Genomic DNA, 13,892 nt, shown 5'->3' on the forward strand with positions numbered 1-13,892 from the left:
AAATTAATTTTTTAAAAAGTTAAAATAGAATCTAAGGCATCATCAGCACTTTTATGAATGAAATTACCCTGATAACCAATTGTAGTGCTAAGATGTGTATGACGATATAGTTTTTGAAGCATTTGAGGTGAAATTTTATCGCCTGCAATATTTCCAAAAGAATGGCGAGCAATATGATTCGTGATTTTTTTGTCAATTTCAGCCATAATACCAAGTTTTTTTAAATTTGTATTTAATTTTTTGGTTTGGGTTTTTGTAGCTGTGTATATTTTCTTTGAGTCCTGCTTTAAAACTTTCTTAGATTGCTTTTTAGATACGTACTTAAGGTGTGGAAAAATATAATCGGAGTTAGAAACTTTATCTTGTTCATAACGTGATAATATTTCAATTATTTGAGTAGGAGTTTTAAGAGATACAGTTTTGTTGTTTTTTCCCATTTTATAATATATCCTGTCATCTACAATATCTTTCCATTTCATACATAAAACATCGCCTATCCTAATACCAGCAAGGTAAAAAGAGAATAAAAAAACATCTCTTGTTTTTGAAATTTCAGGATATTGCGATAAATCCAGTTCTTTAATTTTTCGAATTTCCATTTCATCAAGTCCAATCTTTATCGTTTCAGGATATTTTATTTTTATTTTACCCTTGCCAAAAGGGTAGAACTTTTGATCTACTAAGTTCTTCCTTATTCCATTATTATATAGTAATCGTATTAAAACGTAAATATTCATTATCGACCTTTCAGAAATAGTACCAATACCTGCAAGATGAATTTTTAGTTTTTTGAGAAAATTTTCATCAATTTCTTCAAAGGATAAATTTTCATTCTTTGCAAATTCTTTAATTCTATTAATTTTACTTTGATCTGATACTGCTCTATTGTGTTTTTCTAATTTGGTTAAGTCTTCTATGTGTTCTTTTGCTAGTTCGAAAAAAGTTTGTTTCTCTTTATTGTTTTTAATAACATCCATTACTTGAATAGCTGTATAGCTTTTGTTTTTGGATTCCATATCTAAAATATAATCTTCTATTTCGCCGTACTTTTTCCTAATTAATCGGTTAAGTTGTTTGTGTTTTGGATGTTTTGAATTTACTTCTCTAGCAGGAGCATCCCAATGTTCAGGATCAATGTTTTGTAATAACTGTAAGTAAGATCGTTTTCGGTTAACTGTAAGACGAAGTGCTAATCTATAAACAGTATTACCGTTGTTGTCTTTTTTAGGATGTAAGACAGTTTTTAAAGTACTCATAACTTGAATTTTTTTTCAAAGATAAGTAATTTAGGTAACACATAGGTAACACTTTTTTTGACATTCAGTGATTTTTAGTGAATCCTTAAAACTCTATAAGTCTTTAATTATATAGGTTTTATAGTGTGTTGATAGTTTGATGATCTCTATGAATTTATAATTCGCTAGACTTAGGATCTAGTGCCGCGAGGTGTGAGAGTTCGAGTCTCTCCGCCTGTACAATAAGAGAAAACCTCAGCTTTATAGCTGAGGTTTTTTGGTTCTAGGTAACATATTAGAGGTTGATTGAAAGGTTTAGAATAGATAATAGAAATAGAAGGAATAGAACATACTTACATAATAATCCCTTTTGATATGAGATTACTTTTTTAAGATTATTGCAACTAATAAGAAGTGAAAATTAGTTTTTTATAAATATTTTAGTGAAGTAGGTAGTGTCAAAATAAACATGAATACAAGTTCTATAGATAAAGAATTAACCAATAAACGACTATCTTATTTTAGTAACAGGTTCTACTTATTTAAATGAAGTATTTTATAGAGTAAATTTTTATTCTTCTTCTTATTTTACAAAATATTTTTAAGCACATTTTAGAGTATTACCAGAAGAAATTGAAATAAAAGATAGTGATATTTCAGAAAGCTAAACTTATCTTTAAAAAACATTTATACTACCTCTTATAATGTATTAGTGTTTTTTTAACCTAAAAAGCAACAAAATTACCACCTGATGCGTTGCTTGTTTCACTCATAGGTAACTCAACTTTCTATATTTGGTTTTTATTGTGATAAATTTAAGGAGGAAAAATTACAAATTAAGAGTTTAATTACAGAAACTGAGGTTGTATGTGTATTAGTCTTTTCTTAGGTTTAATTAATAAGGTTGAAAAATTTAGGTGTACATAAAAACATTAACACTTACATTGTAAAAAAAAGATAGATGAATTAGTAAAAAAAAACTGCAATTAGCTGTTGTATATATAGCGTCTCATTAGTGTATTATTCACTAATAAAAAATGGGAAAAGTAGCTTAGAATTATAAGTTTGATGTAGGGAAAGTTTTCTATACTTCATTAATGCATAAATCTGAAGCTCTTAAAGAGATAATTATATAAAACACCTTTTAGAAGGTATATACTGTTTATTAAATAATAAAGAATAATTATGAAAAAAGTAATTTTATTTTCGCTAATTTCTGTGTTTGCTTTTACAGCTTGCTCTGTAAAAAAACAAGAAAAGACAATTCCAAAAATAATTGCAGAAGGCGCTAAGTTAACTTTGGTTTCTGATGATTTTGAATTTACAGAAGGACCAGCATCAGACAAAGAAGGGAATGTCTATTTTACGGATCAGCCTAATGATCAAATTTTAAAATGGAATGCCACGACTAACACTATTTCTCAATATCTGAAACCTTCTGGTCGTTCTAACGGACTTTATTTTGATAACCAAGGAAATCTATTATCTGCAGCTGATGAAAAAAACGAATTATGGAGTATCAATTCAGATAAAAAAGTTACTGTACTTGTAAGCAAATTTGAAGGAAATAAATTGAACGGCCCTAATGATCTTTGGGTAGATAGTAAAGGAGGTATTTATTTTACAGACCCTTATTATCAACGTGACTGGTGGTCTCATAAAGAACCACAACAAAAAGAAAATAGAGTGTATTATTTAGCCCCAAATGCAGATAAATCGATTGTTGTATCTAATGACAATTATGTACAACCAAATGGAGTAATTGGTTCTAAAGATGGAAAAACACTTTATGTTTCAGATCATGGAGATAAGAAAACCTATGTTTTTACGATTGAAGAAAATGGGAGTTTAACCCATAGAAAATTATTTACAGACATGATTTCTGATGGAATGACAATAGATAATTTAGGGAACGTCTATTTAGCAGGAGATGGTATAACGGTTTTTAATTCTGAAGGAAAAAAAATAGAACATATTGCAGTGCCAGAAGGTTGGACTGCCAATGTAACTTTTGGAGGGAAAAATCAAAAAACACTTTTTATAACAGCGATGGATGCCGTTTATACTTTAGAAATGAATGTACAAGGAGTTCGATATGCTAAATAATATATTTTTAAAGCAAATTTTATAAATAAAACAAAGATAAAATTGAGAGCGTAACTTTTTTTGGGAGCTCATGATGGCATTTTTTGGTAAGAGAACTCATCAACTGTAATGTAACGTTTTTTGTAAAGTAGTTAAAAATCAAATTTCTTTAACGATGTTAGTATCTGAAGAGAATTATATTGCTACCAATATTTATAACTTTAATGTATTCGTTAATCATTTGTTAGTAAAGTGCGCTAATGATTAGAATTAATTTTAAAATCACTAAATTTTAATATATCAAAAATTAAAAAATAGAACACTTTAAATATGAAAAGAAAAATTTTTATTAAACAGCTTTTAGCAGCATCTTCTGGTATTGCAATATTTGCATCTCAAATACAGCTATTACAAGGGTGTACAACTCCAGCAAAAACCAAAAAACTTGGGATCGCTTTAGTTGGCTTGGGCTCTTATTCTACAACACAATTAGCGCCAGCTTTATTAGAAATAAAGCACTCTTATCTGTCTGCAATTGTTACTGGTACCAAAGAAAAAGAAGATATTTGGGCAAAAAAATACAACATCAAAAAAGAAAATATTTACAACTATACTAATTTTGATGATATTGTAAATAATGATGATATAGACATCGTATATATTGTTTTACCAAATAGTATGCATGCAGAATTTACTATTAGAGCAGCAGAAGCTGGTAAACATGTAATTTGCGAAAAACCGATGGCAACTTCTGCAGAAGATTGTCAAAAAATGATTGATAGCTGTAACAAAGCAAATGTAAAATTATCTATTGGTTACAGATTACATTTCGATCCTATTAATGGTTATTTAATGGAACTTGGGCAAAATAAAGTTTTTGGAAAAATGGATACTGAAGCTGGTTTTGCATTTACTTTAAAAGATCCTGAAAAATGGAGATTGCAAAAAGAGTTAGCTGGCGGAGGACCTTTAATGGATTTAGGAATTTATGTATTACAATCTGCAATCTATATGTTTGGAGAATTACCTACATCTTTATGGGCAAAAGACACCACCAAAGACACCGATTTTTTTAACAAACAAAATATTGAAGGAAGTTTAGAATGGGAAATGACGTTTCCATCAGGAAAAGCGTTGTGTAAAACTTCTTATGAAGAAGAATTTTATTGTTATATAACCGCAACTACAGAAAAAGGGAATATAGAATTAAACCCTTCATTTACCTATGGTGAATTAAAAGGTAAAACACCAAATGGTCCAATAGAAATAGAAAATGTAAATCAGCAAGCATTTCAAATTGATGCTTTTGCTTTAAATATTTTAAATGATACTGAAAGTATTGTTTCTGGTGAAATGGGATTACGTGATTTATACATTATCGAAAAAATTTATGAATCCGCAAGAGCAGATGGTAAACAAGTTTTGTTAGATGAAATACCTAATATTTTGGACTTAAGAATAATATAATTAAATAATCTAGTTATAGTATATTGCTATTATTTACTTGTGTACCGAAACCAAAAGAGTGACCTACTAATAAAATAATTTTTACAGCAAGACATAAATGTGCTTATAGTGATGAGTTAATAGCTCTAGGTAGACCTTTATCTGATTAACATAAATTAGATAATTTTTAAGCCTTTTAAAACAACATTAGGTGTTGTAGATTATTTAGATTTTGAAACAAGAAAACCAAAACTAACCACAATATAAATATATAAATAAGAATTATGATCAAACAAATAAAATCAATTTTAATTTGCGCAGCAGTTTGTTTTTTAAGCTGTAAAGAACTAAAAAAAGAAGCAGCACAAGAAAAAGAAGTTACACAAGAAAAAGAAGAAATTAAAGCTTCATTAAAAAGTACCTTTAATAGCGATTTTTTAATAGGTGCAGCAATTAATTCTGCCCATATAAAAGAAACAGATTCTATTGGTGTGGCTTTAATAAATAGAGAATTTAATTCAATTACGCCAGAAAACGACTTGAAATGGGAGGGGATTCATCCGAAGGAAAATGAATATTTCTTTGATATAGCTGATGCCTATGTTGCTTTTGGGCAAAAAAATAATTTATACACTATTGGCCATACATTGTTGTGGCATAGTCAATTATCTCCTTATGTGAGTAAAATTACTAAAAAAGAAGATTTAGAAAATCACATAAAAACACACATAAATACAATTGCAGGTAGATATAAAGGTAAAATAAATGCTTGGGATGTTGTTAATGAAGCTTTAAATGAAGATGGTTCTCCAAGAACTTCTCATTTTTACAATGTTTTTAAAGGTGAAAGTTATTTAGAATTAGCATTTAAAACAGCTTCAGAAGCTGCTCCAGATGCAAAATTAGTGTATAATGATTACAATCTTTGGAAGCCAGAAAAAAGAAAAGGAGTTATTAGAATTGTAAAAAACTTACAAGAAAAAGGTATTAAAATAGATGGCGTTGGTATGCAAGCGCATTGGAGTTTAGATGGACCAAGTATTGAAGATATTGAGAATAGTATTTTAGCTTATTCAGAATTAGGTGTAAAGGTTTCATTTACAGAATTAGACATTACAGTTTTAAAGAAACCAAAGGGATTAAACGGAGCAGCTATAGAGCAAAACTACGATCGTTATAAAAATGATCCTATATTTAACCCTTATAAAGACGGATTAACAGAAGAGGCAAAACAAAAATTAGCAACCCGTTATGAGGCTGTTTTTAATTTGTTTTTAAAGCATAAAGATAAAATTGAAAGAGTTACTTTTTGGGGTGTAAATGATGGTAATTCATGGTTAAATGATTGGCCTATAAAAGGTAGAACAAATTATCCATTATTGTTTGATAGAAATAATCAACCTAAAGATGTATATAAAAATGTAATCTCTATAAAAAAATAAACCAATTTTTAAATTATGAAGTCAATTTCGCAGAAATTATCAGTAGGAGAAAAAATTGGTTACAGTTTAGGTGATTTAGCAGCCAATTTAGTGTTTCAAACACTTGTAACGTATTTGGCTTTTTTTTATACAGACATTTATGGATTAGAAGCAAACCATGCTTCTGCTATTATGTTAACTGTAGGTCTTATTGCCGCCTTTGGCTTTAATCCTATTATTGGTGCCATTGCAGACAGAACAACTTCTAAATGGGGAAAGTTTAGACCATGGATTTTATTTACAGCAATACCTCTTGGTATAGTGGCGCTCTTAGCATTTAGTACACCAGATTTTGAATATAGAGGAAAAATAATTTATGCAGTAATAACTTATACGTTATTATTATTACTATATGCTGCCAACAACCTACCTTATTCTGCTTTAAGTGGTGTTATTACTGGCGATATGGGAGAACGAAATAGTATTTCTGCTTATCGTTTTGTAGCGGTAATGTTTGCTCAATTTTTTGTGCAAGTGTTTATGTTACCAATTATTGAATCTGTAGGAGAAGGTGATAAGGCTGTAGGTATAGAAATTGTTATGACTTGGTTAGCAATTATTGGTACTATTATGTTATTGATAACATTTTTTACTACCCGAGAACGTATTGTACCAAAACCAGAACAAAAATCAAGTGTTAAAGAAGATTTATCCGATTTATTTAAGAACAAACCATGGGTAATAATATTAACCGTTACAACCTTAGTTTTTGTAACACTAGCTATGAAAGGTGGCTCTTATGTGTATTATTTTAAGAATTATGTAGATGAAGAGAGATTGACAAGTTTTATAAGTCCTATTTTAGATTTCTTATCTAGTATTGGAGTTAATTTTTTTGGTGAAGATCCTGTTTCAGCTGGTTTTGGATTATTTAATGCCGGCGGTATTATCTTTATGATTGTTGGCATTGGTTTATCTAAACGATTAGCTGATAAATATGGTAAAAGAGATATTTTTAAAATATTCTTATTCATATCTACATTATTCATCATTTTCTTTTATTTCTTCTCACCAAAATCTGTCGAATTTATGTTTGCATCGCAAATTCTACATGGTTTTTTCTACGGAATTACCATACCACTGCTTTGGGCAATGATTGCAGATGTTGCTGATTTTTCAGAATGGAAAACAAACCGTAGAGCAACGGCAATTATTTTTTCTGCTATGATGGTTGGTTTAAAAGGTGGTCTAAGTATTGGTAGTGCATTATTAACATGGATTTTAGGTCTTTATAACTATATACCACAAAGTGACACAGTACAAGCAGAAAGTGCAATTTTAGGGACAAAAATGTTAGTGAGTATCTATCCTGCAATTCCTTTTTTATTAGCAGTTGCACTCCTTTTTTTCTATGAAATAGATAAAAAATTGGAAGTTAAATTAGAAGCAGAATTAAAAGAAAGAAGAGCAAATTAAAATAATTTTGTAATCTATTTAGAGAATAAAGAATACTAAAAAGATGTGCATCCTTTATGTAAAGCAGAAATGTTTAGACTGATGATTTATAAAGGTAATTATATAGAATATTGTTCATGAAATTTTCAAGTAAGAAAAGTTTATTCTGTAATAATTAAGGCTAAATAATCTAAATGTCGATTGTAAGAAGCTGTTGCATATTAAAACCAAAAAATCATCTAAAAATTACTTTTTAGATGATTTTTTAATTTTTAAAAGTTTGTAAATGTTACAAACAGTCTTTAATCATTTTAACTGCTTGTTCTGCAGTAATATCTCTTTGTGGGGTTCCAAACATTTCGTAACCTACCATAAATTTCTTTACAGATGCGCTTCTTAATAAAGGTGGATAAAAACTCATGTGGAAATGCCAATGTTTGTTTTCATTACCATCTGTTGGCGCTTGATGAATTCCGCTAGAATATGGAAAAGAAGTATTAAAAATCTTATCGTATGCTTTTGTTAATACAGAAATTGCTTCTCCGTATTGTAACGTTTCTGCTTCCGTCATTTCTAAGATGTTAGGCAAAGGTCTTTTAGGAACAATCATAGCTTCGAAAGGCCAAATAGCCCAGAAAGGAACTAAAACAACAAAACCATCATTTTCAAAAATAATACGTTCTTGTTTTTCTAATTCTTGCGCTAAATAATCGCCCAATAAACTACTGTTATTGTTATTGTAGTAGTTTAATTGTTGTGTATTTTTTTTATCAACTTCATTAGGTAAAGAAGATTGACTCCAAATTTGACCGTGAGGATGCGGATTACTACAACCCATTACTGCACCTTTGTTCTCAAATATTTGAACGTAGTTAATGTTAGGGTTTTCAGACAATTCTTTAAATTCTTTTTGCCAAGCAAAAACTACTTTTTGAATTTCCGTTGCAGACATATCAGCCAAACTTTTTGAGTGATCCGGACTAAAACAAATTACTTTACAAATACCCGTTTCACTTTGTGCTTTTAAAAGTCCGTCGTTTACACTAAACGTTGGCGAATCATTTTGTAATGCAGCAAAATCGTTTGTAAAAACAAAAACATCTTTATAATCTGGGTTTACTTCTCCGTTAATTCTAGTGTTTCCAGCACACAAATAACAAGAATCGTCATGTGTTGGTCTTTTTTCATTATTAACTTCTTCATTTTGTCCTTGCCAAGGTCTTTTAGCTCTGTGTGGTGAAACTAAAACCCATTCTCCTGTAAGAATATTAAATCGTTTGTGCGAATAATCTTGTAAATTTGTATTGCTCATTTTTTTGTGTTGTAGTTATTGTTTTACGATATGGGTACCTTCCGAAAGTTCAATAAAATACACTGAACATTCATTATCAAATTCATTTTTATAGGCTTTAGATGCTGTTTCTGCAAATGCTTTTGCTTCGCTTTTATCAATTAAATTAATGGTACAACCACCAAAGCCACCACCCATCATTCTTGCGCCCAAAACGTGTTTATTTTTCTTTGCTTGTGCAACTAAAAAGTCTAACTCATTGCAACTTACTTTGTATTGATTAGATAAACCTTCGTGAGATTGATAAATTAAAGCACCTAACAATTCTAAATCGTTATCCTCAATTGCTTTTGCTGCTTTTATTGTTCTATTATTTTCTTGAATTATAAACAATGCTTTTTGATAATTAGCTGGCGTAACTTTGTCTACAATAGTTTCTAAATCTGCTTCTGTAGCATCTCTTAATGCCTTTATGTTTAACAATTCAGATACGCCTTCGCAAGCAGAACGTCTGTCGTTATAAGCACTGTCGGATAAACTATGTTTAACGTTGGTGTTTATTAACATTAATTGATGATTTTCGAAGTCAATTTTATAAGGATTCGACGCTACAGTTCTACAATCTAAATGCAATGCATGGTCTTTTATACCAAACATACTTGCATATTGATCCATAATTCCGCAGTTAACACCCACATAATTATGCTCTGCTTTTTGAGATATTAAAATCATTTCATGTTTGGTTAAACCTAAATTAAACAATTCATTTAAACCAAAAACAACACTATTTTCTAGAGCGGCAGAAGAAGACATACCAGCTCCAGCAGGAATATTTCCTTTAAAGATGATATTAAAGTTGCCAATTACTTTGTTTTTATTCTGTATTTCTGCAACAACACCAAAAACATAGTTTTCCCAGCATCCTTCTTTAGAGGGTTTTATTTTATCTAATTCAAATTTTATGGTACTGTCTAAATCTAAAGCGATGGCTGTAGAATAATTAGCACCACTTTTTTGAATAGCAGCAGCAATACCTTTATTTACAGCTGCAGGAAACACAAAACCATCATTATAATCTGTGTGTTCTCCAATAATATTTATTCTTCCAGGAGAAAAAATTAATAGAGGTTCTGTTTTAAATTCTTTGATAAATGTCTCTTTAACATCCTTAATTAGTATTGTGCTCATAATTTGCCTAGTTAATTGTTAATTATGTTTATTTTCCAAATAATAGAATATTTTTCATTTGGGTTTAATGTTTGTAATCCAATTTTATTATTAAAACTATTAGAAACACCTGTAGTAGGCTCAATGGCAATGGTGTTTAATCTAGGAGGAGTATATGTTTGTAAAAAATTATCAGTACCTGTTGATTGAAAATTTAATTGGTATTTAGGAGTGTTAAATTGAACTTTATCAGAATTTAAACGCCAACAATCATCTAATTTTTTTTTCTCGATATCTAAATTTATCATAGAATTTTTAGCTTCAGAACCAGTAGTAATATTACGATCTCCAATAATTATTTTTTCATTACAATCAAAATATAATGAACTTTCCGCTAAATTATCACTGATAAAATACGGGTGCCAACCTAAAGTAAACGGAAAAGTTTTAGCATCGGTATTTCTTACAGTAACAGATAAATCTACCCCATTATTTGTAAAAGTATAAGTGACTAGAATGGAGTATGTGTACGGAAAACCATCATTTCTAATGTTTTCATTATACTCTAAAATTATTTTTGCACTATCTGTAGATGCTTCTTTTGCAATTACTTTAAATGTTTTATTATAAACAAAACCATGTAGTGCATTTTGTTCTTCTTGCTGATTTTTTTCTAATTGATAATCTTCATTATTAAAAGAATACTTACCATCTTTAATTCTATTTGCAAACGGAAATAAAATAGATGATGCAAACGTAGAGTCGTATGTTAAAGGTGTTAAATCTTGAATAATGGCATTTCCGCCTAAAGTTAATTCTTGCAAGCTAGCTCCTTCATTTAGGTAAATCTTACCAAAAACCGTGTTTTTAGCATTTTTTACTTCTAAAATAGTACTTTCTGTATTATGGTTTATAGTATACAATGTGTTGTTATATTGAGTTTCGAATAATTAATTTATTCAGATTTTCTATTTTACCCTGTTCCTTGTTCAAAATCATTTTAGCTAATCTTTTCCCCATTTCATTAAAATCTGTAGTAATGGTTGTAATGCCTCCTTCAACAATTTCTTTTAATAGTGTGTCATTATAAGAAATTACGCCAATATCATTGACTAAAGTCATATTCTGACTCTTCATTTTCTTTATAATTCTTAGCAAGCTTTTATCATCAAGTAAAACGTAGAGTTCTCCTTTTGTAAGAGGTTCTTCTTTTACGTTGCTTAAAATTTCGAAAGGTATTACGTTTTGTTCGCAGAATCGAATAAACCCTTTAAGTAAGCCTTTAGGCTGTTTTTCTTCAGAAAAGATAAGATTAATTTTATGGTATTTTAAAATTAACTCTGAAGCTTTATTTAGGTTTTCATAGATAACTTTTTCAAAATTTTGATAGATAGATGGGTACGCCATCAAATCTTCTGGCACTTGATCTAAAATGTAAACTTTATCATCTGGTAATAATTGAATGCTCTTGCCAGTGTTTTCTAAATTGGCAGGCATAATTACATAATAATTATAACCACCGGCATTGTCTTTTATTAGTTTTTTAAAAATAGTTTTATTAAAATGATGAAAGAAAATATCTACCTGAATTGTATCGTTTAAATTTTCTAAAAAAGAATTATACAGGTCTTCTTTAAATGAATTTAACTCATCAAAAAGTAAAAATATTTTTTGATGCACATTAATGTCTTCACTTAAAACATAATAACCTTTACCTACAATAGATTCTATGATGCCTCTATGCTTTAATTCATTAAAGGCCATTAAAACGGTATCTCTAGAAAGCTTATTGTTATTTTTAATGGTATTAATAGAAGGCACTTGATCTCCTTTTTTTAATGAACCATTTTCTATAGCATTTTCTATAGCATTAATGATTTGCTTGTATTTTGGGATCCCTATTTTTTTTTTAATTTCTATCATAATTAATTACAAATATATGTTTTTTTAATTAAAAAACCTGCTAGACCCTACTAGTTTGGTAAAAATGTACTGAGAGACACATTTCTTTAGGCTTACAGATACATTTTCTGAAATGTATATACATATATTTGATTTTTATATATAATTAACTAAAACAAAAATAATAATTATGAAAGCAGGTTTTGAAATGTGGGACTATATAGTCTTCATTGCGTATGCCATTTTAATTTTAGGTGTAGGTTTATGGGTTTCTCGAGATAAAAAAGGACATCAAAAAAATGCAGAAGACTACTTCTTGGCAAGTAAGTCTTTACCTTGGTGGGCAATTGGTACTTCTTTAATTGCAGCCAATATTTCTGCAGAACAATTTATAGGAATGTCTGGTTCTGGTTTTGCACTAGGTATTGCAATTGCTTCTTATGAATGGATGGCAGCTTTAACTTTAATAATTGTTGGTAAATATTTCTTACCTATTTTTATTGAAAAAGGATTGTATACCATTCCAGAATTTGTTGAAAAACGTTTTTCTACCAACCTTAAAACCATTTTAGCTGTATTTTGGTTAGGTTTATACATATTTGTTAATCTTGCTTCTGTTTTATATTTAGGAGGTTTGGCTATTGAAACCATTATGGGAGTAGATATGATGTATGCGATTATTGGTTTAGCGTTATTTGCAGCTGCATACTCTTTGTATGGTGGTTTGTCTGCAGTAGCTTGGACAGATGTTATACAAGTAGTATTTTTAGTATTAGGTGGTTTGGTTACTACTTACTTAGCTTTGAATACGGTTTCTGGAGGAGAAGGAATGTTAGCTGGTTTTTCTAAAGTATTAGATGCGGCACCAGAAAAGTTTCATATGATATTGGATGAATCTAATGATAACTATGTAAACTTGCCTGGTATTTGGGTATTAGTTGGTGGTTTATGGGTTGCAAACTTATATTATTGGGGTTTCAACCAATATATTATTCAAAGAACTTTAGCTGCTAAATCTTTAAAAGAATCTCAAAAAGGTATTTTATTAGCTGCATTTTTAAAATTAATTATTCCATTAATCGTTGTTATTCCAGGAATTGCAGCGTATGTAATGGTAAACGATCCAGCTATTATGGCTAATTTAGGAGAAGCAGGTATGTTAAATGTGCCTTCTGCCGGACAAGCTGATAAAGCATATCCTTGGTTACTACAATTTTTACCTACAGGTCTTAAAGGTGTTGCTTTTGCTGCTTTAGCAGCTGCAATTGTTTCTTCTTTAGCTTCGATGTTGAATTCTACATCTACCATTTTTACAATGGATATTTACAAGCAATACATCAACAAAAATGCAGATGATAAAACAACGGTAAATGTGGGAAGAATTTCTGCTGCAGTTGCTTTAATAATTGCTGTTATTGTAGCGCCACTTTTAGGAGGAATTGATCAAGCATTTCAATTTATTCAAGAATATACAGGAATTGTAAGTCCAGGTATTTTAGCGGTATTTATCTTAGGTTTGTTTTATAAGAAAACAACTAATAATGCAGCGATTTGGGGAGCTATCTTATCTATTCCAATTGCATTGGCATTAAAGTTTATTCCAATTGCAGTATTTGAGCCTTGGATGCATCAAATGGGTATTACAGCTGTCTTAACGCTTATTATCATTATGGTTATGAGTAATATTCAAAACAAAGGGAAAGATGATCCTAAAGGGATTGATTTTGGAACAGATTTATTTAAAACAACTCCGTTGTTTAACTTAGGTTCTATTGCCATTTGTATTTTAGTAACTGTACTATATTGTTTATTCTGGTAGGAATTACCAAATAGTTTATATAAAAAATCGTCTAAAGAAATTTAGACGATTTTTTCTTACCTAATTTTTTA

At 29.5% G+C, this 13,892-nt stretch carries 10 protein-coding genes; 5 read left to right on the plus strand and 5 right to left on the minus strand.

Annotated features, from left to right (window positions below):
• Positions 1 to 11 precede the first annotated feature (11 nt).
• Complete coding sequence (locus tag GQS58_RS06990) at positions 12 to 1,256, minus strand: site-specific integrase (protein ID WP_166384272.1); 1,245 nt, start codon at positions 1,254 to 1,256, stop codon at positions 12 to 14.
• Between the two features lie 1,164 nt (positions 1,257 to 2,420).
• Between GQS58_RS06990 and GQS58_RS06995 the strand changes: the two genes are divergently transcribed.
• From GQS58_RS06995 to GQS58_RS07010, 4 genes are all read left to right on the plus strand, one after another.
• Entirely contained in the window at positions 2,421 to 3,341 is a 921-nt protein-coding gene (locus GQS58_RS06995; RefSeq protein WP_166384274.1) for an SMP-30/gluconolactonase/LRE family protein, read from the plus strand.
• A 309-nt stretch (positions 3,342 to 3,650) separates the two neighbouring features.
• Positions 3,651 to 4,787 carry a Gfo/Idh/MocA family protein gene (locus GQS58_RS07000; protein ID WP_166384276.1) on the plus strand — a complete coding sequence of 379 codons (1,137 nt, stop codon included), beginning with the start codon at positions 3,651 to 3,653 and terminating at the stop codon, positions 4,785 to 4,787.
• Between the two features lie 263 nt (positions 4,788 to 5,050).
• Entirely contained in the window at positions 5,051 to 6,208 is a 1,158-nt protein-coding gene (locus GQS58_RS07005) for an endo-1,4-beta-xylanase (RefSeq protein ID WP_166384278.1), read from the plus strand.
• Between the two features lie 15 nt (positions 6,209 to 6,223).
• Positions 6,224 to 7,663: an MFS transporter gene (locus tag GQS58_RS07010; RefSeq protein WP_166384280.1), complete on the plus strand. Its 1,440-nt coding sequence runs from the start codon at positions 6,224 to 6,226 to the stop codon at positions 7,661 to 7,663.
• A gap of 268 nt (positions 7,664 to 7,931) precedes the next feature.
• Here the strand turns inward: GQS58_RS07010 and GQS58_RS07015 are convergent, their stop codons facing one another.
• From GQS58_RS07015 to GQS58_RS07030, 4 genes are read right to left on the minus strand one after another with little or no spacing between them, the layout of a single operon-like run.
• On the minus strand, positions 7,932 to 8,954 hold the full coding sequence (locus GQS58_RS07015; RefSeq protein WP_166384282.1) for a UDP-glucose--hexose-1-phosphate uridylyltransferase: 1,023 nt from the start codon (positions 8,952 to 8,954) through the stop codon (positions 7,932 to 7,934).
• Positions 8,955 to 8,969: 15 nt separating this feature from the next.
• A complete protein-coding gene (galK, locus tag GQS58_RS07020) occupies positions 8,970 to 10,121 on the minus strand; it encodes a galactokinase (RefSeq protein WP_166384284.1) in 1,152 nt (383 codons plus the stop codon).
• Between the two features lie 11 nt (positions 10,122 to 10,132).
• A complete protein-coding gene (locus GQS58_RS07025) occupies positions 10,133 to 11,023 on the minus strand; it encodes an aldose 1-epimerase (RefSeq protein ID WP_166384286.1) in 891 nt (296 codons plus the stop codon).
• A gap of 7 nt (positions 11,024 to 11,030) precedes the next feature.
• Complete coding sequence (locus tag GQS58_RS07030; RefSeq protein ID WP_166384288.1) at positions 11,031 to 12,023, minus strand: GntR family transcriptional regulator; 993 nt, start codon at positions 12,021 to 12,023, stop codon at positions 11,031 to 11,033.
• A 169-nt stretch (positions 12,024 to 12,192) separates the two neighbouring features.
• Here GQS58_RS07030 and GQS58_RS07035 point away from each other — a divergent pair, with 169 nt between their 5' ends.
• On the plus strand, positions 12,193 to 13,821 hold the full coding sequence (locus GQS58_RS07035; RefSeq protein WP_166384290.1) for a sodium/sugar symporter: 1,629 nt from the start codon (positions 12,193 to 12,195) through the stop codon (positions 13,819 to 13,821).
• Positions 13,822 to 13,892: the final 71 nt, after the last annotated feature.

This window comes from Polaribacter sp. 11A2H, assembly GCF_011379025.1.
Lineage (GTDB): Bacteria > Bacteroidota > Bacteroidia > Flavobacteriales > Flavobacteriaceae > Polaribacter.

What these genes read in the sequence shown, in the direction of transcription:
- GQS58_RS07005 (WP_166384278.1), top strand. Translation starts at nt 5,051, where the DNA reads ATGATCAAACAAATAAAATCAATTTTAATTTGCGCAGCAGTTTGTTTT.
- GQS58_RS07010 (WP_166384280.1), top strand. Translation starts at nt 6,224, where the DNA reads ATGAAGTCAATTTCGCAGAAATTATCAGTAGGAGAAAAAATTGGTTAC.
- GQS58_RS07015 (WP_166384282.1), bottom strand. Translation starts at nt 8,954, where the DNA reads ATGAGCAATACAAATTTACAAGATTATTCGCACAAACGATTTAATATT.
- GQS58_RS07030 (WP_166384288.1), bottom strand. Translation starts at nt 12,023, where the DNA reads ATGATAGAAATTAAAAAAAAAATAGGGATCCCAAAATACAAGCAAATC.
- GQS58_RS07035 (WP_166384290.1), top strand. Translation starts at nt 12,193, where the DNA reads ATGAAAGCAGGTTTTGAAATGTGGGACTATATAGTCTTCATTGCGTAT.
- GQS58_RS06995 (WP_166384274.1), top strand. Translation starts at nt 2,421, where the DNA reads ATGAAAAAAGTAATTTTATTTTCGCTAATTTCTGTGTTTGCTTTTACA.
- GQS58_RS06990 (WP_166384272.1), bottom strand. Translation starts at nt 1,256, where the DNA reads ATGAGTACTTTAAAAACTGTCTTACATCCTAAAAAAGACAACAACGGT.
- GQS58_RS07000 (WP_166384276.1), top strand. Translation starts at nt 3,651, where the DNA reads ATGAAAAGAAAAATTTTTATTAAACAGCTTTTAGCAGCATCTTCTGGT.
- galK (WP_166384284.1), bottom strand. Translation starts at nt 10,121, where the DNA reads ATGAGCACAATACTAATTAAGGATGTTAAAGAGACATTTATCAAAGAA.